General features: G+C 64.6%; 26 protein-coding genes and 4 pseudogenes. 11 read left to right on the top strand and 19 right to left on the bottom strand.

The genetic code is table 11. The features are described from left to right. Positions 1–56 precede the first annotated feature (56 nt). The 15 genes and pseudogenes from U5771_RS22055 to U5771_RS22125 form a co-directional block, all read right to left on the bottom strand. Positions 57–824 carry an SDR family oxidoreductase gene (locus U5771_RS22055; protein WP_322025947.1) on the bottom strand — a complete coding sequence of 256 codons (768 nt, stop codon included), beginning with the start codon at positions 822–824 and terminating at the stop codon, positions 57–59. Positions 825–924: 100 nt separating this feature from the next. Further along, positions 925–1,644, bottom strand: a complete 720-nt coding sequence (locus tag U5771_RS22060; RefSeq protein ID WP_322025948.1) for a FadR/GntR family transcriptional regulator — start codon at positions 1,642–1,644, stop codon at positions 925–927. A 254-nt stretch (positions 1,645–1,898) separates the two neighbouring features. After that, positions 1,899–2,486, bottom strand: a pseudogene (locus U5771_RS22065) (transposase); the annotation flags it as partial. A 688-nt stretch (positions 2,487–3,174) separates the two neighbouring features. Next, positions 3,175–3,612, bottom strand: a complete 438-nt coding sequence (locus tag U5771_RS22070) for an Lrp/AsnC family transcriptional regulator (RefSeq protein ID WP_321783030.1) — start codon at positions 3,610–3,612, stop codon at positions 3,175–3,177. Continuing rightward, complete coding sequence (locus tag U5771_RS22075; protein ID WP_322025949.1) at positions 3,609–4,580, bottom strand: homocysteine S-methyltransferase family protein; 972 nt, start codon at positions 4,578–4,580, stop codon at positions 3,609–3,611. The genes U5771_RS22070 and U5771_RS22075 overlap by 4 nt, the downstream gene beginning before the upstream one ends. Positions 4,581–4,684: 104 nt before the next feature. Beyond that, positions 4,685–5,854, bottom strand: coding sequence for an aminotransferase class I/II-fold pyridoxal phosphate-dependent enzyme (locus tag U5771_RS22080; protein WP_322025950.1), 1,170 nt, complete (start codon positions 5,852–5,854; stop codon positions 4,685–4,687). A gap of 44 nt (positions 5,855–5,898) precedes the next feature. Beyond that, on the bottom strand, positions 5,899–6,594 hold the full coding sequence (locus U5771_RS22085; RefSeq protein WP_321783036.1) for an ABC transporter permease subunit: 696 nt from the start codon (positions 6,592–6,594) through the stop codon (positions 5,899–5,901). A 13-nt stretch (positions 6,595–6,607) separates the two neighbouring features. Then, on the bottom strand, positions 6,608–7,285 hold the full coding sequence (locus U5771_RS22090) for an ABC transporter permease subunit (protein WP_321783038.1): 678 nt from the start codon (positions 7,283–7,285) through the stop codon (positions 6,608–6,610). 72 nt (positions 7,286–7,357) lie between these two features. After that, on the bottom strand, positions 7,358–8,137 hold the full coding sequence (locus U5771_RS22095) for a transporter substrate-binding domain-containing protein (RefSeq protein ID WP_321783040.1): 780 nt from the start codon (positions 8,135–8,137) through the stop codon (positions 7,358–7,360). Between the two features lie 31 nt (positions 8,138–8,168). Continuing rightward, a complete protein-coding gene (locus U5771_RS22100; protein ID WP_321783042.1) occupies positions 8,169–8,966 on the bottom strand; it encodes an ABC transporter ATP-binding protein in 798 nt (265 codons plus the stop codon). Between the two features lie 80 nt (positions 8,967–9,046). After that, on the bottom strand, positions 9,047–10,477 hold the full coding sequence (locus U5771_RS22105; RefSeq protein WP_321783044.1) for an aldehyde dehydrogenase family protein: 1,431 nt from the start codon (positions 10,475–10,477) through the stop codon (positions 9,047–9,049). After that, positions 10,474–11,553, bottom strand: a complete 1,080-nt coding sequence (locus U5771_RS22110; RefSeq protein WP_322025951.1) for a homoserine dehydrogenase — start codon at positions 11,551–11,553, stop codon at positions 10,474–10,476. The genes U5771_RS22105 and U5771_RS22110 overlap by 4 nt, the downstream gene beginning before the upstream one ends. Before the next feature lie 151 nt (positions 11,554–11,704). Further along, complete coding sequence (locus U5771_RS22115) at positions 11,705–12,202, bottom strand: Lrp/AsnC family transcriptional regulator (protein ID WP_322025952.1); 498 nt, start codon at positions 12,200–12,202, stop codon at positions 11,705–11,707. 31 nt (positions 12,203–12,233) lie between these two features. Beyond that, positions 12,234–13,082: a hypothetical protein gene (locus U5771_RS22120; RefSeq protein WP_322025953.1), complete on the bottom strand. Its 849-nt coding sequence runs from the start codon at positions 13,080–13,082 to the stop codon at positions 12,234–12,236. A 48-nt stretch (positions 13,083–13,130) separates the two neighbouring features. After that, on the bottom strand, positions 13,131–14,051 hold the full coding sequence (locus U5771_RS22125) for a LysR family transcriptional regulator (protein ID WP_321783050.1): 921 nt from the start codon (positions 14,049–14,051) through the stop codon (positions 13,131–13,133). An 81-nt stretch (positions 14,052–14,132) separates the two neighbouring features. Here U5771_RS22125 and U5771_RS22130 point away from each other — a divergent pair, with 81 nt between their 5' ends. From U5771_RS22130 to dctA, 10 genes and pseudogenes are all read left to right on the top strand, one after another. Next, a complete protein-coding gene (locus U5771_RS22130; protein WP_321783052.1) occupies positions 14,133–15,083 on the top strand; it encodes a 2-dehydropantoate 2-reductase in 951 nt (316 codons plus the stop codon). Further along, on the top strand, positions 15,080–15,472 hold the full coding sequence (locus U5771_RS22135; RefSeq protein ID WP_044848449.1) for a VOC family protein: 393 nt from the start codon (positions 15,080–15,082) through the stop codon (positions 15,470–15,472). The genes U5771_RS22130 and U5771_RS22135 overlap by 4 nt, the downstream gene beginning before the upstream one ends. A gap of 2 nt (positions 15,473–15,474) precedes the next feature. Continuing rightward, positions 15,475–15,933: a MaoC family dehydratase gene (locus U5771_RS22140; RefSeq protein WP_321783054.1), complete on the top strand. Its 459-nt coding sequence runs from the start codon at positions 15,475–15,477 to the stop codon at positions 15,931–15,933. Continuing rightward, positions 15,933–17,153, top strand: coding sequence for a CoA transferase (locus U5771_RS22145; RefSeq protein WP_321783056.1), 1,221 nt, complete (start codon positions 15,933–15,935; stop codon positions 17,151–17,153). The genes U5771_RS22140 and U5771_RS22145 overlap by 1 nt, the downstream gene beginning before the upstream one ends. Beyond that, positions 17,153–17,986 (top strand): shikimate dehydrogenase, encoded by an 834-nt coding sequence (gene aroE, locus U5771_RS22150; protein ID WP_321783059.1) that lies wholly within the window; start codon positions 17,153–17,155, stop codon positions 17,984–17,986. The genes U5771_RS22145 and aroE overlap by 1 nt, the downstream gene beginning before the upstream one ends. A 19-nt stretch (positions 17,987–18,005) precedes the next feature. Continuing rightward, positions 18,006–18,449, top strand: a complete 444-nt coding sequence (gene aroQ, locus U5771_RS22155; RefSeq protein ID WP_322025954.1) for a type II 3-dehydroquinate dehydratase — start codon at positions 18,006–18,008, stop codon at positions 18,447–18,449. 57 nt (positions 18,450–18,506) lie between these two features. Continuing rightward, positions 18,507–18,644, top strand: coding sequence for a hypothetical protein (locus U5771_RS22160; RefSeq protein ID WP_321783199.1), 138 nt, complete (start codon positions 18,507–18,509; stop codon positions 18,642–18,644). Next, a pseudogene (locus U5771_RS22165) lies at positions 18,645–18,749 on the top strand (AraC family transcriptional regulator); the annotation flags it as partial. A 102-nt stretch (positions 18,750–18,851) separates the two neighbouring features. Further along, positions 18,852–19,775, top strand: a complete 924-nt coding sequence (locus U5771_RS22170; RefSeq protein ID WP_321783063.1) for a LysR family transcriptional regulator — start codon at positions 18,852–18,854, stop codon at positions 19,773–19,775. Between the two features lie 30 nt (positions 19,776–19,805). Continuing rightward, entirely contained in the window at positions 19,806–21,122 is a 1,317-nt protein-coding gene (gene dctA / locus U5771_RS22175) for a C4-dicarboxylate transporter DctA (protein WP_321783066.1), read from the top strand. Between the two features lie 40 nt (positions 21,123–21,162). Here dctA and U5771_RS22180 read toward each other — a convergent pair whose 3' ends face one another. From U5771_RS22180 to U5771_RS22190, 3 genes and pseudogenes are all read right to left on the bottom strand, one after another. Then, complete coding sequence (locus U5771_RS22180; protein ID WP_321783068.1) at positions 21,163–21,945, bottom strand: substrate-binding domain-containing protein; 783 nt, start codon at positions 21,943–21,945, stop codon at positions 21,163–21,165. A gap of 67 nt (positions 21,946–22,012) precedes the next feature. Beyond that, a complete protein-coding gene (locus tag U5771_RS22185) occupies positions 22,013–23,308 on the bottom strand; it encodes an MFS transporter (protein WP_321783070.1) in 1,296 nt (431 codons plus the stop codon). Positions 23,309–23,843: 535 nt separating this feature from the next. Then, positions 23,844–24,110: pseudogene (locus U5771_RS22190) on the bottom strand (LysR substrate-binding domain-containing protein); the annotation flags it as partial. Positions 24,111–24,289: 179 nt separating this feature from the next. Here U5771_RS22190 and U5771_RS22195 point away from each other — a divergent pair. Continuing rightward, positions 24,290–24,415: pseudogene (locus tag U5771_RS22195) on the top strand (NADP oxidoreductase coenzyme); the annotation flags it as partial. A gap of 368 nt (positions 24,416–24,783) precedes the next feature. On the opposite strand, the gene U5771_RS22200 reads toward U5771_RS22195, so the two are convergent. Next, positions 24,784–24,958 (bottom strand): GMC oxidoreductase (locus tag U5771_RS22200; RefSeq protein WP_322025957.1); only part of this gene is annotated, 175 nt, incomplete at its 5' end.

The following is a 24,958-nucleotide window of genomic DNA, read 5'->3' on the forward strand; positions in this document are numbered from 1 at the left end:
GATTGACGGGTGCGCGGGCTGCTTTTCGTATGCATGTTCTCCGCGCGAATCTGATTTCAAAGGACGGCCAGCCAACCGCCATCGACATAAATGATCTGACCGTTCACATAGCTCGACGCGGCAGATGACAGGTACACCGCCGTGCCGACGAGTTCTTCCGGCTTGCCCCAGCGCTGCGTCGGATTGCTGCTTTTCACCCACGCATCGAACGCCGCGTTTTCGACGAGCGGTTTGTTCATGTCGGTCAGGATGTAGCCGGGACCGATCGCGTTCGCCTGAATGTTCGACACTGCCCATTCGGCGCTCATCGCACGGGTCAGCATCTTGATCCCGCCCTTGGCGGCTGTATACGCGCCGACCGTCGCGCGCGCGGCTTCGCTCGTGAGCGAGCCGATATTGATAATCTTGCCGCCGGTGCCGCGCGCGATCATGCGTCTCGCCGCTTGCTTCGCGACAATGAACGCACTCGTCAGATTGGTGTCGATCACCCGTTGCCAGTCGCCCAGTTCGAGCTCGACGAGCGGCTTGCGAAACTGGATACCGGCATTGTTGATGACGATGTCGATCTGCACACCGTCCTGATCCCATTGCGAGAACGCGTCGGCAACGGCCTGCTCGTCCGTCACGTCGAACGCTCGACCCAGCACGTCAAACCCTTTGCCGGCAAGCTGGCTGACCGCGGCGGCAACCGTGTCGGGCTGCGTTCCGTTCAGAACGATGCGCGCGCCTGCCGTCGCGAGCCCTTCCGCCAGCGCGAAGCCGATACCGCGTGCCGAGCCGGTGACGAGCGCCGTGCGGCCACTCAGGTTGAATAGTGACGTCATTTGTTCGCATTCCTCTCTATGATGGGAAATCGCACGCGAGTGTATCCGTCGCGACCGTAGCCGGCCGCGATGATGTCAATGCCGATTTCGTGTCAGGGTGTCAGGCGCGCTGGTCGGCAGAGGCCCGGTCAAGTGCGGCGCGATCCTCGAAGTCCTGTTCGGCGCGCCTGATGAGCGTGAGCACCGCTTGTTCCGCAGCAGCCTCGTCGCCCTTTTCGATTGCGACGCAAAGCGTTTCGTGCATCGGCAGCGACCGTGCCGGACCGCCGGCGATCTCGGAACTGAGCTCGAAACTCGTTTGCAGGATGGACGACAGCGCGTTCTGCATCTGCTGGACGAACTGGTTGTGACAGGCAGTGAGAATCGCGCCATGAAACGCGAGATCGGCAGGCACGTATTCGCCATCACCGGCCACCGCGCGCTCCATCGCCCGGTAGGCGCGCCGGATCGCGATGCGATCTTCATCGGTTGCGCGCTTCGCGGCGAGTCTGGCCGCGTTGGGCTCGATGATCAGGCGCAGTTCCATCAAGTCCTGAATCAGCCCTTCGTCGACGGTGCCGGCGCGCGCACGCCAGGTAATGACGTCGGGATCGAACAGCTGCCATTTCGCACGCGGCAGCACGATCGTGCCGTAGCGGCGCCGCACTTGCAGCATGCCCTTGGCGGACAGCGATTTGACCGTCTCGCGGATCGTGATGCGGCTGACCTGCAGCTGTTCGGCGAGTTCATCCTCGGACGGCAGGATGTCGCCGGGCGCCAGTACGCCCGAGCAAATCTGCTCGCCCATCTGATTCAGGACCTGCCGGTGGAGGGTCACCATGATTTCTCTCTAGGTCATACGTATGATGTAGAAAGATAGGCGCATCGTTGTCCGGCCGCAATTCGGGTTGACCCGAGCCCTGTCGGCTTTGAGCCGGCGCAAGATGGTGCTCCCCGTTCCGACTTCGCCGGCCGCACGCGGCCGTCATCCTCACGCCCGTTGCATCCAGGTGCGCGACTGCGGCACGCACCGCCGCATCGCGCCCCGCGCCGCGGTCACGCGAGTTCAGTCAGGTTCGCTGCCGTCAGACGGATGCAATACTGGCTGCCACGGTCGCTTTCCCAATCACGCCGGCGTCGGAACCATGCCATGCGCAGCGCATCCGTGACCAGTTCGGCTTTCCTATGCGGCTGCATTGACCAACCCACCACTTGCCGGCTAAACAGGCCGATAATGACGGGCGCATCGTCGCCCAAGCGACTGCGCTGCGGCTTGCCCTGAGCGGCGCGTTGCCGTCGCTGGTGAAAACCGCTTGGGCTGACTCCCAGCACCTCGCATAACACCGAAATCGGCCAGTGACGGCGATTGCGTTCGATGAAGGCGTACTTCACGTCGAGTCCTTCGCGAAATGCGCACCGGCCTTTTTTTGGGATGTCGCGCTCCATCTTCAGCCGCGCCACTTCGGCACGAAGTCTCGACAACGCCATCTGCTCCGGACTTACCGGCTTCGTGTCAGCTCCGCCGAGCTTGCCTTCCCGTGCAGCTTTGACCCAGTTGGAAATCGATTGCGCCGGCACGTCCAGCGTCGCGGCCACCGCCGTAACGCTCTGGCCTGCCTTGACCAGCCGAACGGCTTCCAGCTTGAATTCAAGCGTGTAGCGTGCCCGCTTCGTTTTGTTCATCTTCTTGACTCGCCTTGCTTGAGCTTAAACGCTCAGCAAGGGATTCGTTTTTCGGGGGGCAAGCTCATAGCTGGAAAACCTTGACTGGCGGAAGGCAGCCAACTGCAACCATCGCTCGCGTAGACCCGCCAGGTAAGACTCCCGCAGTTGAAGATAGCGTCCTACCCACAAGCCTACCCACACTCGGCTCAGCGGCAATCCAATATCGACCGCAATGCCCTGATGGCAAAGGGACGCCGAGCAATTTCCCGCCAGAATGCCCAAAAAGTTGCCCTCACGGGCTCGGTTACGTTCGGAACGCTCGCGACAAACCGCCACGATGCTGGCATGCGGTGTAGGTCCCAAGTTCAGATGTCGCGCCCGACAAGTGAACTTAGCGGAGACAGGCGGTCCGACGAGAGTGCCAATTATGTAAAATTTAAGGCGGCAACGAGCGCGCCACTCACGCCAAGGCACTGTTCCGATGATGTCCGCGCATGCTGGAAGCGACATGGGGCGGTGGCAAGCGTGACCACAAGACCGAATCACCAAGAGATGCGCGCTGAAATATCTGATCACCATGTCGCCGCAAGTGACCGTCGTCATATTTCCCGCCCCCGACAACCCGCCGTCAATTGCCCGGCAGGTCGCCATCAACGCCGACGGTCCCGCCGAATCCCGCCTTCCTTCACCCACGCGACCGGATTGCTCACCGCTTATGGACCACCGAGTCAAGCACGAAGCTGGTCGTGATGTTCTGTACGCCGTCCATCGCGCTGATCATTGCCCAGATTTCGCTGACGCGCTCGTGCGTCGCAGCCTCGATCTGCACCAGCAAATCGACCTCGCCGCTGAGCACCGCGCAATCGCGCACCTCGGCAATCCGCTCGAGTGCGGCAAGCACGTCCGCGCCGCGCATCCGGTCCTTGCGGTAAACGAGCATCACGGCGCGCACCGGCACGACATCGTCGGGCAATGCGAGCCGCACCGTATACCCTGCAATGATGTTCAGCGCTTCGAGCCGGTCGATCCGGTTCCGGACCGCCTGCCTGGACAGACCGATCCTGTCGGCCAGCACCGCGAGCGGAATCCGCGCATCGGCACACAACGCGTCGATTATCTTCTGGTCCAGGCCGTCGATCTTCATTCGCCGAACCCGGTGTGCCCGGCGCCGCGTGCATCGACCGCGTCGCGCAATGCCGCGATGTGGCCGGGACCGATTCCGCAACACCCGCCGACGATCTGCGCGCCCAGCGCAAGCCACTGCTCTGCCCATCTTGCATAGCCGGGCGGATCGATGTCGCCGCGCAAACCATGGAGTTCCTCGTTCGCGCGCGCATCGGCGCGCTGAGGCGGAAACGCGTTCGCATAGGCGCCGATCACGAGCGACGTTCCCGTTCGCGCGAGCGTGCGCCGCACCGTCTCGATCGCCGCCCCCATCGCCTCCGGCTGGCTGCAGTTGAACAGCAGCGCGGTCGCGCGCGCGGACACGGCGGCGTCGATCGCTTCCTCGAGTGTCTGTCCCGATCGCAGTACCGGCGTGGCGCCCACGTCGACGTCAACGTCAACGTCAACGTCAACGTCAACGTCAACGTCAACGTCGTCACGCAGCGTGAACGAGACCCAGAGCGGCTTCGGATTCTCACCGAGCGCACGCCGGACCGCGCTGATCTCGTCGGTCAAGCTCTGCGTCTCGGCCAGCCACAGGTCGACGTATGGATCGAGCCCATCGACGAGCGTCGCCAAGATGGCATCGGCGCGCGCCGCGTCGAACAGGTCGGGGCGGTAGGAACCGCCAGTCGGCGGAAGCGATCCTGCGACGCGCACGGGCCGCCCTGCGCGGTCCGCCGCTTGCCGCGCGAGTTGCCCGGCAAGGGCCGCGAGCGCGACTCCGTCGCGACGGAACCGCTCCTCGCCGATATGGAACGGCACGACCGCATAGCTGTTCGCGGTGATCACGTCGGCACCCGCCGCGACGAATGCGTCGTGCGCAAGGCCGACGTAATGCGGCGCTTCCATCAGCGCGAGTGCCGACCACTCCGGCTGCCTGAACGGCGCCCCCATCCGCGCCAGTTCGCGCCCCATGCCGCCGTCGAGTACTGTGATGTCATGCATAGTCCGTGCTCCGTCGTTGCAATCCGCGCATCTCGTGCCCGAATCGATTCAAAGGTCGGCGCGACGCACACGAGACGTCGATCGAGCGTGCGCACCGGTCCGTGTCAGATCTGCTCCAATGCTTGCGCGATATCGCTTTTCAGGTCGTCGATGTGCTCGATGCCGACCGAATAGCGGATGAAATTGAGCGGAATGTCGGCAGCGCGCATTTGCTCCGCCGACATCGTGCCCGCCCACATGGATGCCGTATGGATCGCGAGCGAATCGACGCCGCCGAGATTGCCTGCATTCAGCGGCAAGCGCAGCGCCTCGACAAAGCGCTGCGCTTCGCCGTAGCCTCCCCGCACGCCGAACGCCACCACACCGCCGAAGCCGCGCATCTGCCGGCATGCGAGTCCGTGCTGCGGATGGCTGCGCAGGCCCGGATAAAACACGCGTTCGATCTTCGCGTGCGCTTCGAGGAATTCGGCGAGCGCCTGAGCGTTCGCGTTGATCCGCTCGACGCGCATCGGCAGCGTGCGCAGCCCGCGCAGCAGCAGCCACGCGTCCATCGGGGACAGCACCGAGCCGAGCGTGATGTGCGTATGCCAGATCTGCTCTGCGAGCACGCGGCTCGTACAGATCACGCCGCCGGTCAGGTCGTGATGACCGCCCAGATACTTGGTCGCGCTGTGCACGACGATGTCGACACCGAGCCGGTGCGGCTGCTGATTGACCGGCGACGCGAACGTGTTGTCCGCGAGCGTCAGGATGCCGCGCGCCCTTGCGATTTCAGTCACCGCGGCGATGTCGGTCACGAGCAGCAGCGGATTGACCGGCGACTCGAGCACGATCAGCCGCGTGTTCGGCCGGATCGCACGATCGAACGCGCCCACGTCGGTCTGATCGACGAACGTCACCTCGACGCCGAACCGGCGCAGCATGTCGTCGAGCATTTTCGTGGTGCTCATGTAATGACGCGTCTGGCCGACGACGTGATCGCCGGCCTTCACGACACTGAGGATCGCGGTCGCGATCGCGCCCATTCCGGACGCCGTGACGAGCGCGGTCTCGGTGCCCTCGAGCTCCGCCATGATCGCCTTCACGCGCTCGTGAACCGGATTGCCGTAGCGGGTGTAGTTGCGCGGATGCTGCGGCACGCTCGACATCTCCGCGAATTCCTCGCTGCCGGCCGCTTTGAACACCGCCGAATAGTGGATCGCCGGCGCGACCGACTTCTCGTCGGTCACGTCGCGGTCCGCAGCGAGCGCCAGCGTTTCAAGCTTGTATCCCATGTCGTCCTCGGATCGTTCGTTGTGTCGCGTTCATGCGGCGCCCGTCAAGCACGCACGCTGCCCAGATGGCGATTCAGCAGGCCTTCGATGCGTTTGAGCACGGTCGAAAGCACAGCCGTGATGCCGACGTACACGATGCCGGCCAGCATCAGCGCGTCGGTCGTATAGGTTTCGATGGAGATGCGGCGCGCGACGCCGGTGAGGTCGAGCACGGTGATCGTGCTGGCCAGCGCGGTCGACTTCAGTTGCAGCACGATCTCGTTGCCGAGCGTCGGCGCAACGATGCCGACCGCGCGCGGTACGATCACGAACCAGGTGAGCATGAAGCGGCTCATCCCGAACGCGAGCGCGGCTTCCTTCTCGCCGGCCGGAACGCCTGCGATCCCGCCCCGGATGTCTTCCGCCATGTAGGCCGCGAGATTGAGCGTCAGCGCGCACAGCGCGCACGAGAACGATCCGCCGACCAGCAGCCACAGCGGCGACGCACGCACGATCGAGAACTGCGCGAGCCCGTAATACAGCACGAAAATCTGCACCAGCAGCGGCGTGCCGCGAAACACCGACATGAACAGGCGGCTCGGTGTCGACAGCCACCGGCACGCCGACGTGCGCGCGACAGCCAGCGGCACCGCGAGTGCGAACGCAAGGGTGCATGACAGCACCAGCAGCTCGAGCGTGGTCCCTATGCCGCGCGCGACGTCCAGGCCGGACTGCACGATGAGGGAAAGAAAGTCGTTCATCACATGGCCCTCCTCAGGTGCGTTTTGCGTAACCGCGGCCCGCGATGCGCTCGAGCCACGCGAACACCGGGTTTGATACGGCGAGAAAGCCGAAATAGACGATTCCGACCGTCACGTAGAAGACGAATGGCTGCTTGGTGAACTGCGCGGCGATGTTGGCCTTGCGCAACATGTCCTCGAGCCCGACGATCGATACCAGCGACGTGTCCTTCAGCAAGTTCTGCCACATGTTGTTCAGGCTCGGCAGGCAGATGCGCCACGCCTGCGGCAGGCGCACGTACCACAGTGTCTGCAGGCGTGTCATCCCGTACGCGCGCGCGGCCTCGATCTGTCCGGCCGGCACCGCGATGAACGCGCCGCGGAACATCTCCGACGAGTAGGCGCCGAACACCACGGCGAGCGCGATCACGCCGGCGGAGAACGGGCTGATAACAAGCGCGCCATCGAATTGCGCGTTGAGCAGATGCGACAGCCCGAAGTAGCAGATCAGCAGAATCAGGAACTCGGGAATGCCGCGCAGGAAATTGGTCAGCGCATAGGTCGCATGTCTGAGCCACCCCAGGCTCGACAGTTTTGCCGACGCACCGGCGATGCCGAGCAGCATGCCGACGCACAGCGCGGCGACTGCAAGCTCCAGCGTGACGAGCGCGCCAGCCGCGATCTGCGCGCCGTAGTTCACCAGGATATCCATCGTAATATCGCTCCGTGTAAGACCCGGATCGCGCAGGCCGCCGTCCGGCGCCCGCGCGGTACCGATGCGCGGTTATTGCGGCGCGATGCTGAACGGGAAATAGCGCTTGTTGGCTGCGGCGAACGTGCCATCCGCCTGCACCTGCGCGATGCCCTTGTCGAACAGCGCCTTCAACGGCGCGTCACCCTTGCGTACCGCGATCGCCGTACCGTCGCCGAAGATTTCCGCATCGGCGATCGGCTTGCCGACGAAGTCGAAGCCTTCCTTCCTGCCGGCCTTCGTCAGCCAGTCGTACGCGACCGTGTTGTCGGCGAACACCGCATCGACGCGCCCGGCCTCGAGATCGAGCCAGGCCTCGTCGAGCGTCTGATAGACCTTCACGTTGATCCCCGACTTGCTCGCCGGCAGGCGGCGGCGCAGATAGGATTCGTGCGTCGATGCCGTCTGAACGCCGATCGTCTTGCCACGCAGCGTGGCGGCGTTGTCCGTGATGCCCGAGCCCTGCTTCGCGACGAGCTGCACGGGTGCCGTCGTGAAAATGCGCGTGAAGTCCACCGACTGCTCACGCTCCGGCGTCTTCGACATTTGTGCGAGCACCGCATCGATCTGCTTTGCCTTGAGTGCCGGAATCAGCGCGTCGAAATCCATCGTCACCCACTGGCACTTGACCTTCATCGTGTCGCACATCTTCTTGCCGATGTCGATCTCCATGCCCTGCAGCGTGCCGGATGCGTCCTTGTATTCGAACGGCGCGTAATCGGCGAGCGTGCCGACCCGCACGACCTGCTCGGCATGCGCGACCGATCCGAGCAATGCTGCTCCCACGCACAGCGACTGAATCAGCTTCTTCATGGTTTCCCCTCCGGTTGACATTGAATCCGCATCAAATGATGCTGGACAGAAACTTCTGGAAACGCGGCGATTTCTGGCTCGCGAACACCTCGTCTGGACTGCCGTCTTCCTCGATTCGTCCCTGGTGGACGAACACGACGCGGTTCGCGACTTCGCGTGCGAACCCCATCTCATGCGTGACGACGAGCATCGTGCGCCCCTCGTCGGCCAGCGAGCGCATCACTTTCAATACTTCTCCGACGAGTTCCGGATCGAGCGCCGACGTCGGCTCGTCGAACAGCATCACGTCGGGGTCGGTCGCAAGCGCACGTGCAATCGCAACGCGCTGCTGCTGGCCGCCCGACAGCTGGTTCGGATAGTAGTCGCACTTGCCGGCGAGCCCGACCCGTTCGAGCATCGCGATCGCCTTGTCGCGGGCGTCGTGCTTCGGCACGCCGAGCACACGCACCGGTACGAACATCACGTTCTGCAGCACGGTCATGTGCGCCCAGAGATTGAACTGCTGGAACACCATCGCGAGCTTGCGGCGCACGCGCATCACCTGCCGCGCGTCGGCCGCGACGAGCGCGCCGTCGCGGCCTGCCTGTTTCAGCACGAGCGTTTCGCCATTCACGCAGATCCGGCCACGGTCGGGCATTTCCAGCAAGTTGATGCACCTGAGGAACGTACTTTTTCCCGACCCGCTGCTGCCGAGGATCGACACGACCTCGTGATTCTTCGCGGTCAGCGAGATGCCCTTCAGCACCTCGACACCACCGAACGACTTGTGAATATCCTCGACCACCAGCGCGTCCGCCGCCGGTTTGCATGCAGGAATTGCTGCTGGCATCCTCGACTCCTTCTTCGATACGTTGCTCACACCGCTCCGGTTCGCGCCGCGCCGGCCCGCGAGGGGCCTGCGCTTGCGCATCAGCTCGACAGCCGCCGGTTCCGCCTGAAGCAGACCACCTTCGGCTGCGTCATTTCCGTCATCGCGAACCGAACGCCTTCGCGGCCCAGCGACCCATGCTTGAATCCGCCGAACGGCATGCCGTCGAAACGGTAATCGGACGAATCGTTGATCATCACGCCGCCCGCCTGCAGGCGCTCGGCCGCGCCGAGCGCCACTTCCAGCCGGTTGGTGAACACGCCTGCATGCAGGCAGCTCTCCGACGCGTTGGCCGCGTCGAGCGCCTGCTGCAGGTCGGTGAATTTTTCGATCGTCACGACCGGCGCGAATACCTCGTCGGTCCATACACGCGCGTCGTGCGGCACATCCGCGAGCACCGTCGGTTCATACAGCGCCCCGCGCCGCCGATGGCCGGTCAGCACTGTCGCACCGCCCGAGACTGCTTCGTCGACCCAGCGTTCGATGCGGATTGCCTGTTCCTCGCCGATCATCGGCCCCATGTCGGTCGCATCGTCCAGTGGATCGCCAACGACCATCCTGCCGGTCAGTTCGACGAAATACCGCATGAACGGCTCGTACGCGGCCTCGGCGACGAAGATCCGCTGCGTGCCGATGCAGTTCTGTCCCGCCGCCCAGAACGCGCCCGACACGCAGGATTCGGCGGCATCCTTCAGGTCGCAGTCGGCCATGACGATCACCGGCGCATTTCCACCCAGGTCCATCGCGACCTTCTTGAGTCCCGCATCGCGCGTAATGGCTTCGCCGGTCTGCGGGCCGCCGGTAAAGGTCACCATCCGGATTCGCCGGTCGCGCACCAGAGCGGACGCGATGTCCGCGCCGCCATGCACGATCTGCAGCGCGTCGCGCGGCGCACCGGCTTCCCACAGGACATCGACGAGCGCCTGTGCGGACAGCGGCGCGAGCAACGACGGCTTCAGGATGACCGAATTGCCGGTCGCGATCGCCGGTCCGAGCTTGTGTGCAACGAGATTCAGCGGGTCGTTGAAGGGCGTGATCGCGAGAATCACGCCCAGCGGTTCCAGTGTGTAGTAGCCGCTGCGATCCTCGGAGCCGGGATACCCGTCGAACGGGATCGTCTCGCCGTTGAGCCGCTTCGCTTCCTCCCCCGACAGGCGCAGCGTGTTCACGCAGCGCGCGACTTCCTTGCGGGCCTGCCGCAGCGGCTTGCCCGCTTCGAGCGCGATCGTGCGTGCAAATGTCTCCGCCTGTGCCTCCACGCTCGCGGCTGCGCGAAACAGGATGTCGGCCCGCTGGCTGCGCGGCATGGTGGCGGCCGCGCGCGCGCCGTCGAGCGCGCGCTCGACGAGGACCGGCGCCGCGTCGACACGCGACAGACGAACCTGACCGACGGTTGAGCCGTCATACGGCGACCGGACATCGGCTACGCCGGCGCCCGTGCAGTCGCTCATCACCGCATCGCGCGCACTCATGCGGCCACCTCGTGCGAGGCTGCGCCAATCCTGTCCGCCAGCTCGATCAGATCGGAGAGGATCGCAAACGCCGTTTCCTCGCGCCCCGCGCCGGGCCCGCTGATCGTCACCCCGCCGAGCACGTCGGTGTCGAACGTGATCGCGTTTGTCACGCCGCTCGCGGCCAGCAGCGGATGGCCGGCCGGCAGCTTGCGCGGTTCGACGCTCGCGGTGACGGTGCCGTCCGGATGGCGGACGGCAGAGCCGATCAACCGCCAGGACATGCGCTCCGCCGCCGCCGCGCGCACGTCGTACTCGGTCAATTCCACGATGCCGCGGCACGTCACGTCGCCACGCTTGAGGCCGGCATTCCACAGCGCGTTCGCCAGAATGACGACCTTCAGCTGTACGTCCGAACCGTTGACGTCGGCCGCCGGGTTCGCCTCCGCATAGCCGCGCTGCTGCGCATCCAGGATCGCCGCATCGAAGCTCGCGCCGGCCTCGACCTCACCGAGCACGTAATTCGACGTGCCGTTCAGGATGCCGGCGAAGCCGTTGATGTCGCAGCCGCGCAGCGAGGTCGCGAGCTGCCGCAGCACCGGCGTGCCGCTCATCACCGTGCCCTCGTACATCACACAAGCACCCGATTGCGCGGCAATCCGCGCCAGTGCCGGCTGTGCGAGCGCGATCGGCCCCTTGTTGGTCGTGATCACGTGCTTGCCGCATTCGAGCGCGGTACGGCAATGCGACAGCGCCGGCTCACCGGTGTTCGGATCGGTGAAGGTCGCCTCGATGACGACATCCACGTGGTCCGACGCGATGGCCTTCAGCACCGCACCGAGGCCGACGTCCGGCGACACCAGCGTGCCGGGATCGCGACGCAGCGCTTCGGCATCGACGCCCCGCCGCGCGGTTTCGTCGAGGACATCCAGCGCGATACCGCGAGGATTCGTCGCAATCCCGAGCCGCAGGTCGGCGACCATCGTCACCGATACATCGAGGCCCGCCGCACCCAGCATCGCACGCTTCTTTTTGAGCAGTTCGACCAGTCCCTGATTGACTCCGCCGAAACCGACCAGTGCCAGTTTGAGTTCCATCTCGATCATCTCCTGTTCATTGAATACACGACACAGGTTAGTTATGCGAATCGATTTTCAAATTAGGCGTTTCGCCCGATTCTGGTAGTCATCCGTTGCGGTTTGTCATGCGGAACGGGCGGATCGCCCGTTCCCGCGCGAAGCAAGCACGTCAGGTGGCCGGCGGTTCGTCGTCGCCGTCCTTGTCGACCGGCACGAACAGCCCGACCTTGACCGCGCTCAGCACGACATTCGTGTTGATCCGGCGGATCATCGGGTTGCTCTGCATGATCCGCGCGGACAGCCGGTCGTACGCCTCGACGTCGCGTGCGGTGACGATCGCGATCAGGTCGACGGAGCCGGTCACGTAGTAGATCTGCTGGATTTCGTCATGCGCCTTCGACCACTCGCGGAACCTGGCGACCGTCTCGTAGTTTTCGCGTTCGATCTCGATTGCCGCGATGAACGTCATCGGCCTGCCGACCGCCGCGCGATCGACCACCGCGATTTCCGCCGAAATGATCTTTTCGGTGCGCATGCGCTTCAGCCGCTTTTGCACGGCCGAAGTGGACAGACCGATCCGTTCGGCGATGGCATCCGCAGTCGCGGTGCAGTCGCGCTGGACGATATTCAGGATCTTGCGGTCGAAGGAGTCGAGTGCGTCGGACATTGCGTGGCCTGCCGAAGAACGGGTGCTTGCGTCAAAGATAGAAAGGGCGGGCCGATCTGAGCCCGACCAGATGCCGGACACGGTCGAACGCGGTGACGAGCGTTTCGCGCCACTGCGCGACCGGCCCGCGGATGCATACGGGTTCCAAATGGATCGTGTCCACACCGGCAGGAATACGGAACGGGCGCTCGATGCCATCGTCCGATTCGGTCACGAGTGCGGTGCCGTCGACTTCGGTCAGGCTCATCAACAGATGGGCGGGTGCAGTTGCACCCAGCAGGTCGCGTAGAGGCGACTCGTTCGCGGACAACTGTTCGAGCAGCGGCAACTCGTACGCGCCGGGCCACCAGGTGTCGTGCTCGTCGAGCCACGGGCCGACGCCCGGCATGCCGACCATCTCGAGGATCCAGTCCGCGCCGAGATGTGCATAGGCACGACACCGGCCGCCCCCGTCGGACGAAGAACGCGCCAGCCAGCCGCCGGCGCTCGGGACTGGGTCCGTCAACAGGACGTTCGCAGGCTTCAGTCGGCAGAGTATTCCAGCGGACCGGTGCCCGTCGCGGGACCGCTGCGCGTGATCCGGGACGATCCTGCACACCCACTTGGGACCATCCTGCAAGGCGACAGGGGCGTCGCCGGCCCGGACTTGAGCGGTTCGCCTGCGGGCGTGTTCAACGATGGCGATTGGCGTGTCCGACATACAACTCTCTCGTGCTTGCGGGGCCGCGTCGCAGCGATGCTGGCGCGCTTCATGGATCGACCGACGATCTTGGCGGTTGAAGAAATAATATCGCCTCGATGCGACTGAAAAAATCTCAACCGAATCGAACATCGACGCAAAACGTCGAAAAACACGGCTTTCTGGACGTTTCGCATCCAACTAGACGCCGGCCAGTCTGGCATCCATCGCGAACGCCAAACCCGCAGGTCAATCCGATGCACCGAACAGACGAATCACGACACCACGCAGCCATCGATTGCCGGCCTCATGGTGATAGCGCGCATGCCAATGCTGCCGTACCGCGAAGCCTTCGACCGGGATCGGGCACGCATGAACCGCCAGATCGCTCGCCTGAGCCAGTGTCTGGCCAATATGACGGGGTAGCGTCGTGATCAGGTCGGTCGTCTGGACGATCGCACCCAACCCCAGAAAACCCGGCAACTCCAGCACCACGTCTCGCTCGATGCGCGCCTGCCGCAGCGCCTGTTCGAGGAGTTGCGCCCCGGTTCCCGCGGTAATGGCGACATGTCCTTCGGAACGATACTGCTTCGCCCCGAGGCGACCGCAAATCCTCGGGTGATGCCGGTTGGCGAGGCATACCCAGTCCTGGTCGTACAGCTTCTGCTGATAAATGCCGCCGCCTAGCCACGGTACATAGCCGATCGCGAGATCGGCTTCGCCGGATTCGAGCGCGCGCTCCGTATTGCCGTCGATCCGTGCAGCCTCCAGCCGGACGCCCGGCGCCTGCGCGCGGACATGGGCCAGTAGCCGCGGGAGCAGCGTGATGTGGCTCGCGTCGGTCATGCAGATGCGAAACCGTCGCTGGGCCGTCGCCGGATCGAACGCGATCTCCCACGCGGTGAAGCGCCGCAGGGATTCGAGAATTTCCCGGCATGGCCCGATCAGCGCGTCGGCTTGCGGTGTCGGCGCCATGCCGCCGGGCGTCCGGATGAAAAGCGGATCGTGAAGGTGTTCCCGCAAGTGCCCGAGCCAGATGCTGACCGTCGGCTGGCTCTGGCCCAGTTGCTCGGCGACGCGCGTGACGCTGCGCACGTCGTACAGGAGATCGAAAAGCTGAAGCAGCTTCAGGTCGGGCAGGTCGGCGGGCATCGTGACGTTATTGTCCATGGCAATGACATCATTGTATCCATTGCATTGGCGGCATGAGCGGCGACGCCTATCGTGATGCCATACGTCAAGGAGACAGCATTGAAAATAGCAATTCTGGGCGCCGGCGCACTGGGCTGCGCGATCGGCGCCACCCTTACCCAAGCCGGCCACGAGACCTGGCTGATCGACCGCTCGCCGGCACACGTCGATGCGATGCGCCGTGACGGCCTGCGCGTCGACGACGCCGGCGGCACCCGGCACGTCCGCGTTCACGCGACGACTCGGGTTGCCGATGTCGGCGTGGCCGACCTGGTGGTGGTGCTGGTCAAGTCGTTCCAGACCGATGCGGCCATCCGCGGCGCCCAATCGCTGGTGGGGCCCGACACCACCGTGCTGTCGCTGCAGAACGGCCTCGGACACGAGGACATCCTGATCGACGTCGTCGGCCGCGAGCGCGTCCTCGCGGGCAAGACCTACGTCGGTGGCGTGCTGCGCGGCGCGGGTCATATCGAATCCGGCGTGATCGGCAAATACACCTACATCGGCGAACTCGACGGCCACATCACGCCGCGTGTCGAGGCGATCGCCGCCGCGTTCAATGCCGCCGGCCTCGCCACGACGATCAGCGACAACATCGTCGGCACGATGTGGGACAAGCTGCTGGTGAATGTCGCGACGGGCGCGCTGACCGGCCTGACCGGCCTCACCTACGGGCAGCTTTACGACGAGCCGCTGGTGAAGGCGACGTCGCTCGCGGCCGTGGCCGAGGCGATCGCGGCGGCCCAGGCAGCCGGCGTCAAGCTGTCGATGACCGATCCCGAGCAGGCCTGGACGCTCGCCGCCGAGGGGCTGCCCGCGTCCTTCAAGACGTCGATGCTGCAAAGCCTGGAGAAGGGCTCGATCACCGAGATCGACTTCATCAACGGTTCGGTCTTGCGCTGGGGGCAGCGCTACGGCGTGCCGACCCCGGTCAATGCCACGCTCGTCGCCTGCATCAAGGGGCTGGAACGCGCGATGGCCGACCGCCAACGGCAGGAGGCCGCCGCATGAATGCCACGAAAGCCTATCTCGAACACGTTGCGATCTGGGTCAAGGACATCCGCTGGCACATCCGCTTCTTCGAGGACGTGCTTGGCATGACCCTGCGCGAAGTGGACGGCACGCTCGACGCGCCGCGGCAGTACTGGACGCTCGGCGGCCTGCAGTTCATCCACGCGCCGGAACACGATGGCCCGGAAGGCCGGCTCGCCCATCTCGGCGTGATGTGCGAAGACCTGGAGGCCGCGCTCGCCGCGGCACAACGATTCGGCGTGACGGAAATGCCACAGGGGCGCAACTGGCTTCGCCTGCCCGACGGGCTTGCCGTCGAACTGATCCAGGCCAGGCCGGCTTCCTGCGTCGCGCAGGCACTGGCGATCAACCCGCGCGCGGAGGCATGACCATGACGATCGTCGAAAAATACTGGGACGACGCCCGCGAGGGTGACACGTGCACGAGCCCGAGCTACACCGTGACCAAGGCGCGCATTCTCGCGTACGCCGACCTCACCGGCGACCATACGCCCGTCCACGTGGACGAGGAATACGCGAATGCCAGCCACTTCGGCTGCCTCGTCGCGCACGGGCTGTTCGGCCTGTCTATCGCCGACGGCCTGAAGACGCAGAGCGACTACCGCTTCCTGCCCGGCATGTCGCTCGGCTGGACGTGGGATTTCGTACTGCCGATCAAGGTCGACGACGTGCTTCACGTCAAGTTCCGCGTCGGCTCGATGCGGGCCAGCAAGAGCCGCCCGGGTTGGGGCATCGTCGTGCTGCCGTCGGAGCTGATCAATCAGGACGGCCAGGTCGTTCAACACGGCGAGCATCGCCTGATGGTGCCGCGGCGCCCGGAGGCCCTGTAATGCAGGCTCGCCCACTCGAAGGCATTCGCGTCGTCGACTACAGCCACTTTCTTGCCGGGCCGTATGTCGGGCGCTGTCTCGCGGCGCTCGGCGCCGAAGTCATCAAGGTCGAACGGCCCGGGTCGGGTGACGCCGGACGGCAGCACGCGACCGTGCTCGACGACCAGCAAAGCGGCTACTTCCTGCAGCTCAACATGGGCAAGCGCGGCGTGAGCGTCAACATGAAGGACGCGCGCGGCAAGGCGTTCATGCAGCGGCTGTGCGACTCCGCCGACGTGTTCATCGAGAACTATCGGCCGGGCGCGCTGGACAAGCTCGGGCTCGGTTATGACGAATTGTCCGCGCGCAATCCGGGCCTCGTCTACTGCTCGATTTCGGCGTACGGGCATACCGGCCCCGACGCGCATCGCGCGGGCTTCGGGCTGATCGCGGAAGCCAAGAGCGGGATCATGCAGATGGTCGGCACGCCGGGCGAGCGGCCGCCGCTGCTGCGCATCTCGCTCGGCGACATGTACACCGGCATCCATGCGGTCGCGGCCATCAACGCCGCGCTGCTGGGGCGCGTGAAGAGCGGCCGCGGGCAACACGTCGACATGGCGCTGTACGACACGCTGGTATCGATGCACGAATATGCGGTGCAGTGCTACACGCTGCAGGGCGTGCTGCCCGAGCAGACCGGGCACGACATGCCGACCTCGACGCTCTACGGTGTGTTCCGCGCCGCGGACGGCGATCTCGTGATCGCCGCGCAAGTCGACGACGCGTGGAAGCGCTTCGCCGAGCTGATCGCGACGCACGGCGGCCCGGCGGGCTTCGGCGCCGACACGCGGTTTCACGACAGCACCGGCCGCAATGCGCACCGCGCGGAGATTCTGTCGGTGGTCGAGCCGTGGGTGGCCGCGCGTTCCGTCGCGTCGGTGCTGGATCTGCTGGACGGCATCGACGTTCCGTGCGCGAAGGTGCAGCGCATCGACGAGGTGTTGAACGATCCGCAGATCCAGGCACGAGGCATGGTCGTCGAGCAACAGCATCCGCGCTACGGGACCCTGCGCCTGCCCAACCTGCCGTTCCGGTTTTCCGATTGCGACACGACGATTCGCGACGTCGCGCCCGATCTCGGGCAGCACAACGCGGAGATCGCGCGCTCCCTCGGGTTCGACCCGGCCGAAATCGACGCGATGCAGGCCGACGGCGTCCTCTACTCAAAAGCGAGCCAATGATGACCGACCAATACGCGGTGATCGGCAATCCGATCGGACACACGAGATCCCCGTTGATTCACAGCCTCTTCGCGCAGGAGACGCGGCAGGACCTCGGCTATACGGCGATCGAGGGGCCGATCGAACCGGCAGGCGCCTTCGCTGACGCGGTTCGCGCATTTTTCGACGGCGGCGGCAAGGGCATCAACGTCACCGCGCCGTTCAAGCTCGAAGCGTTCGCGATGTCGGACGAACGCAGCGAGCGCGCACAGCTCGCGGGCGCGGCCAACGCGCTCAAGTTCGACGGCGGCCGCATCCTGGCGGACAACTTCGACGGCATCGGGCTGGTGCGCGATATCGAAACGAACCTCAATCTGCCGATGGCCGGCAAGCGCGTCCTGGTGCTTGGTGCAGGCGGCGCGGCACGCGGCGCGCTGTTGCCGTTCCTCGAGGCCGGGCCGGCGGAACTCGTCATCGCGAATCGCGACGTCGACAAGGCGCGCGCACTGGCCGCGCAGGTGGCCGGGCGCGGCCCGCTCGTTGCCAGCGGTTACGCGGACCTCGCGCGCATGGGGCGTTTCGACCTGGTCGTCAATGCCACGTCGGCCAGTCTGACCGGCGACTTGCCGCCGGTCCCGCCGAGCGTGTTCAGTCCGGCCGGCACGGCCTACGAACTGGCATACGGCAAGCGTCTGACGCCGTTTCTCCGGCTCGCGAAAAACGCAGGCGTACACGGAATCGCGGATGGCGTCGGCATGCTGGTCGAGCAGGCGGCCGAAGCGTTCGCGTGGTGGCGCGGCGTACGCCCCCAGACCAGCGCGGTGATCGATCGTCTGGCCGTACCCTTTGATTGAACACGCAACGGAGATTCGCATGAAGAAGATCCTGATGCTGCACGGCATCAATCACAACATGTTCGGCAAGCGCGATCCGGCGCAGTACGGGACGATCACGCTCGCGCAGATCGATGCGCGGCTGCAAGGGCTGGCGACGGAACTGGGTGCACAGGTGGAATCGTTTCAGACGAACAGCGAGGGCGCGATGTGCGAGCGCATTCATCGCGCTTTCGAGGAACGCCAGGATGCGGTGCTGATCAACGCGGGCGCATGGACGCATTACAGCTACGGCATTCGCGATGCCCTTGCCATCCTCACGTGCCCGATCGTCGAATTGCACATGTCCAACATTCATGCGCGCGAGCCGTTTCGGCATCACTCCGTGCTGGCCGAGATCGTCCGCGGGCAGATTTGCGGCTTCGGTGTTCAAAGCTATCTACTGGCGCTGAGGGCTGCGGTTTCGGCGCTCGGCGACGAATAAGGCGATTCCAGCATCACCCGCATTGCCCGGCACACATATCAATATCAGGAGACGTCGATGACCACGACCTTGCGAGACGAGCCCCGGGGCAGCCACCAATCGAGAAAAGCCGCCGTCAGCGGCCGGATCGGCTCGGTGCTCGATTACCACGATTTCTTCATCTACGCCATGGCATCGGCGCTGATCTTCCCATAGATAGCCGAACGATCGGGATTCGGAAGCATGGGCGCGTTGCAGCGTGCGTTTGCAAAATACGTCGGCGCATCGCCGCGACACTATCGTGCGCGGTTCGGGCAATAACGCCGGACAAACCCGAAGACATAGGGTTTCAGGCAACACAACACGCATGGCGCCAGCGGAATCATGCAAAATGCTTGGCATCTGAGTGGCGGAGATTTGCCCGTGGGGATCAACTTCGATTTAACCGACTTGCAGGCATTTCGCGCCGTAGTGGAAACGGGAAGCTTCCGAAAGGCGGCCGATGTCGTCAACATTTCCCAGCCTGCCTTGAGTCGCCGGATCGACAAGCTCGAGGAAGCACTCGGCGTGCGTCTGTTCGAACGCACCACGCGCAGCGTCACCCTCACCACTGTCGGCCGCGTATTCGCCCAGAGTGCCGAACAACTGCTCGACGATCTCGATGCCGCCCTGCTCGGCATTCGCGACGTGTCATCGAGCCGCCTGGGCCACGTGACCATCGCGTGCGTTCCCTCAGTGGCCTACTACTTTCTGCCCACGATCATCGCGCGCTATCATCACCGCTTTCCGCGCATCCGGGTCAAGCTGCTCGATGCGAGCGCGAACGAAGTGCTGGGCTCCGTCATCAACGGCGAGGCCGATTTCGGCGTGAGCTTCATGGGCAGCCAGGAAGCCGAGATCGAGTTCAAGGTGCTGCTCCAGGAGCGGTTCGTTGCCGCCTGTCGCCGCGACCACCCGCTCGCGCGCAAGAAGCGCGTGACCTGGAACGAACTTTACGAGCACGATTACGTGTCGGTGGACAAGACTTCCGGTAACCGCCTGCTGCTCGATCAGGCGCTTGCCGCCGTGGCACCGCGTGTGCCGAGCGTCTGCGAGGCGCGCCACGTCACGACCCTGCTCGGATTGATCGAAGCAGGGCTCGGCGTCGCCGCAGTGCCCTCAATGGCGATGCCCGGGCATGACCACCCTATTCTCACGAGCGTGCCGCTCGTCGAACCGGTCGTCAAACGACGCGTGGGCATCGTCAAGCGGCGCGGACGACCGCTTACACCGGCCGCCGAGGCGTTTCACCAGATGGTCATCGAGGCCAGGCGCGGCGGTATCGCAGGCAGTGGCGCACCGGCGTAACGACGACAGAGAGACACGAAGGAACGGATGGTGAGGTTGGCCAGACTGCTTGGATCGCTTTACGTGCAGGTTCTGCTCGCGATGATGCTCGGCATCGGCATCGGTCACGTATGGCCGGCGGCGGGCGCGATGCTCAAGCCCCTCAGCGATGCGTTCGTCGGCCTGGTGAAGATGACTATCGCTCCGATCGTCTTTTGCACGATCGTCTCGGGCATCACGTCGCTGGCGGACGGGAAGGCCATCGGCCGCACGATCGTGCGGGCGCTGGCGCTCTTCTATCTGCTGACCGCCGCTGCGCTCGCGTTCGGGCTCGTCACCGCATACGTGCTGCAACCAGGCGCCGGCATGCACATCGATGTCCACCACCTGGATGCGAGCATCCTCGCTCCGTATGCGAAGCATGCGGAGCCGCGCGACCTCGTGGCGTTCGGACTCGGCGTGATTCCGGACACGATGCTCGGCGCGTTTGCCAAAGGCGAAGTGTTACCGGTGCTGCTGCTGTCGCTGCTGTTCGGTTTCTCGCTGAATGCGCACCCGCGGGCCGGCCGGCCCGTGCTTGCGCTGATCGACGGTGTCGCCCAGGTCGTCTTTCGCGTGCTCGCGATGATCATGCGGCTCGCGCCGCTCGGCGCATTCGGCGCGATGGCGTTCACGGTGGGCCGTTTCGGCATCGGGTCGGTGGGCTCGCTTGCGAAGCTGATGGCGTCCTTCTACGTGGCCTGCGTGCTGTTCGTCGCGCTGGTGCTCGCTCCGCTCGCGCGACTGCACGGTTTCGCACTGTGGCGGCTCTTGCGCTACATGCGCGAAGAGTTGCTCATCGTCCTCGCGACATCGTCCACGGAGCCGGTCCTGCCGCGTCTGATCGTCAAGCTCGAGGCACTCGGCTGCGACAAGGGCATCGTGGGGCTCGTGCTGCCGGCGGGCTATTCCTTCAATCTGGACGGTACCGCGATCTATCTGACGCTCGCGGCATTGTTCATCGCGCAGGCGTGCGACGTGCCTCTCTCCGCGTCGCAGATCGCGGTGATGCTCGCCATCATGCTGCTCACATCAAAGGGTGCGGCCGGTGTTTCCGGTAGCGGGCTGGTTGCGCTGGTCGCCACGCTCGCCGTCATGCCCGACCTGCCCGTCGCCGGGGTGGCGATGCTGGTCGGCATCGATCGCTTCATGTCCGAGGCGCGCGCGCTGACCAGCGTGATCAGTAATGCCTGCGCGGTGATCTTCGTGTCGTCGTGGGAAGGCGCATGCGATCGTACACGTCTTACGCAGAGGCTCGCCATGTCTGACCCGGCATCCCCGAACGGGGCCGATGACAACACGGTCACGGCAGATGCCGGCCGGCGGTGACGGGAAGGCGGTCTGACGCAGGCCTTCCCGCCGATCGGGCTCAATGAGCGGAAGCGGAATCCAGCCCGGTCGATTTCACGTCGGCCTGCACGTCGGGCGACGCAAGATAATCGAGCAGCGCCTTCGCCTCCTTCGGATGCTGCGCGCCGACGGGGATGCCGGCGGCGAAGCGCGTGACGGACTGCAGCGATTCGGGAATCTTGCCGACGAAGGTCGCACCGTGGACGGGCAGCAGCTCGCTGACCTGCTGGAAGCCGATTTCGTAGTCGCCGTTCGCGACGACCGAAGCCACCGGAATCCGCGGGATCATCTTCGCCTTCGACTTCACCTGCTCCTCGATGTCGAGCTTCTTGAACAGCTCGCGTTCGATATACACGCCGCTCGCGCTGTCCGAGTAGGCGATCGACTTCGCGTGCAGCAGCACCTGCTTGAGACCTTCGGTGGTGCTGATGTCGGGCTTTGCAGCGCCGTCGCGCACGACCATGCCGATGCGCGAGTCGGCCAGCTCGACGCGAGACCCGGGGATGACCTTGCCTTGCTTGATCAGTTCGTCCAGCGCGTAGCCGACCATGATGACGGCGTCGGCGGGCTCGCCGCGCGCGAGCCGGTTCGGAATCGCTTCGGGCGACTGGCCCATCGACGGGCCGAGCGCGGTGTCGAGCGTATTGCCGGTCGTGGACGCGAACCGGGGGCCGAGCACTTTATAGGCGGCGGTGAAGCCACCCGAGCTCATCACGTGCAGTTCGGCGGCCTGTACGTTGGCCGCAACCGCGGTGGCGACGACAAGCGCGGTCGCGCAAATTTTCAGGAACAGATTTCTCATGGTCGTGGTGGTGTTCGTGGTCGTACGGATTCGCATGTATTCGCGAACGCTCCAGCCGGGCCGGGCGTCAATGCGCGGGCGTCAGCGTCGCGGTACGATGACGGTAGAGCGCGAACGTCGCCAGGAGCGCGCACACCGCAGCGAAGCTCATCCAGTAGCCCGGTGCGGCCTTGTCGCCCGTCATGTGAATGAGCCCGGTCGAGATGGCCGGCGTGAAGCCACCGAACACGGCCGTCGCGAGGCTGTAGGCGAGCGAAAAGCCCGCGACACGCACCTGCACCGGCATCACTTCAGTGAGCGCGACGATCATCGCACCGTTGTAGATGCCGTACATGAACGAGAGCCAGAGCAGGACGAGCAGCATGTTGGCGAACGACGGCGCGTGCGCGAGGAACGACAGCGCAGGATAGGCGGTCACGACAGTGAGCATTGTCATGCCGACCAGCAGCGGCCGACGGCCGATCCGGTCGGACAGCGCACCGCCGATCGGCAGCCACACGAAGTTCGACACGCCGACGCAAAGCGTCACGAGCAGGCTGTCGGCGGTGCTCAGATGCAGTACCGTCTTGCCGAAGGTCGGCGCGTAAACCGTGATCAGATAGAAGCTCGTAGTGGTCATCGCGACCAGCATCATGCCGGCGATCACGACGCCCCAGTTCTGAACCAGCGTACCGAACACCTCCTTCATGCCCGGACGATGCTTGCGGGCCTTGAACTCCTGGGTTTCCTCGAGGTTGCGGCGCAGCATGAAGATGAACGGGACGATCATGCAGCCGACGAAGAACGGCACGCGCCATCCCCAGGTGGCGATCTGCAATGCGCTCAGCCACTGGTTGAGCACGAAGCCCAGGCCGGCCGCGATGACGATCGCCACCTGCTGGCTCGCCGACTGCCAGCTCGTGAAGAAGCCCTTGCGGCCGGGCGTCGCCAGCTCGGCGAGATAGACCGATACGCCGCCCAGCTCGGCACCTGCGGAGAAACCCTGCAGCAGACGCCCGATCAGCACGAGCACGGGCGCCAGCAGGCCAATCGTCGCATAGCCCGGCACGAACGCGATCAGGATGGTGCCGCTCGCCATGATGGACAGCGTGACGATCAGGCCCTTGCGGCGGCCTACCTCGTCGATGTACGCGCCCAGCACGATTGCGCCCAGCGGTCGCATCAGGAAGCCGGCGCCGAACACGGCGAAGGTCATCATCAACGAGGCGAACTCGCTTTGCGCGGGGAAGAAGACATTGGCGATCTGCGTGGCGTAGAAGCCGAACAGGAAAAAGTCGAACTGCTCGAGGAAATTGCCGGCCGTGACGCGAAAGATCGCAGCGGCCTTCGAACGTTCGGCCGGAAGGCTGGACGAGGGGTGCATCGAGGTGTCTCCTGAAAAACCTGAAATACGCGGGAGGGGCTGGTTGATTGTCGTTTTGTCGAATGTTCGCCCGGCATCGATCAAACGAAAAGTGCGATTTTTGGAAGAATTGATGCAACACGGTTATCAATCGACGCGCCCTCGCCTGTTCCGCCGAGCGTCGCGCCGCACGGGGTCGGGACGTCACGATGCTCGCCCGCAATCCGCCGTTGGATGGCAACCAGATGGTTCCTTGCGTCGCTCGAAAGCGTGCGAACGGATGGTGAGTCGCGAATCGGGCACGCGCTGTCGCATCAGGCGGACACGGCGCGCTACCGCGCCAAGTGCGAAGGCCGGAACCACGTGTGTGTCGAGGCGTGCGGGCCGCGGACGGCGTCGCGTCATTTTCCTGACGACAAGGGCGCAGGAGTAGCGCAGCGTTTTCCGTGAGATACGACGGCGAGTTTCGAGTGCGTTCGCCGTCGACCCGTACGGCATCGCAGCATCGCGGCGATCATCGGTGTGACGCGCGTGCGCAGCCGCGGCCAGCGCCGTTTCACTGCTCCGGCTCGATATAGGCGGCCAATTCTTGCGGCTTTCCGCGCGGAAACGCGTCCTTCAGGTGATCGAGAAATGCGGAAACGCGTACGTTCAACAATCGCCTTGACGGATACAGTGCCCACAGTGCGATATCGGAGCCCGGCACGTCGCCCCAACTGACGAGTGTGCCGGCCGCTAGACCGCGGGTCACGAGCGATACCGGACGGCAAGCCGCGCCCAGGTCCAGACGCAGCGTATCGCGCACCATAACCAGCGAAGAGAGAAGGTTGTCGCGCGCGGTGCCCGAACAGAACTCACGCGCGACGACGTGATCGCCCGTGCACGACATCCGGTCCCGCCCGCAATAAACACTGGTCTCGTCGCGGTACTTCTTGCTTACCCCCCAACACGTTGTAGGTAACACGACCAGCCGACCCAACATGCAGTGGTCTAATGAATCCGGACACTGACGGTGCCGTAGCGGAAATTGGCGCGCTTGCCGAAAAACTTGATTTCGCGCCAATCAAACTTGGCGGGCTTTCGGACGGTGGACCGCTTGTGCACGCGCTCGAAAATAACTTTGGATAACTGATCTTCAAGGACTTGATCAGGTTCGACTTATGACGAACGGTTTCCGGATATTTCACTGAATCGACGGGTTGAATCCGCAGGGCGGAGCCGCCGCTGGAATGACGGTGTCACGGCGATATCATACGGCGGCAACTGGCCGAAATCGGGCCGACAACCCCGAGCGCCTGAAAAGCGAGGCGGCGACCGATCCGCCGGCAATGCCTTGTGGACCATTGCCGTGTGCGCATGCGTAGCGATCCGAGAACACGGGCGTATGTCGAGCGACGGACCAAGGAACATGCACCGCTCCTTTTCGCAGTCGCGCCGGAAGCTTTCCTGGTCCGAGACGTGAACCATTGACCAGTCACCCGGTCAGTGCCTATTCTTCATGTCGACAATACTCCGCCACGAATTGTCTCCGCCGACCTGCCTTCCCGCTTCCGATCTGCACGAATCATCTCGCTAGCGCGCTCCGCGATCATCAGCGTCGGCGAATTAGTATTACCGGACGTGATCGTTGGCATGACCGACGCATCGACGACCCGCACGCCGCTCACGCCA

Source organism: Burkholderia sp. BCC1977, assembly GCF_905339595.1.
In the GTDB taxonomy this organism is placed as follows: domain Bacteria; phylum Pseudomonadota; class Gammaproteobacteria; order Burkholderiales; family Burkholderiaceae; genus Burkholderia.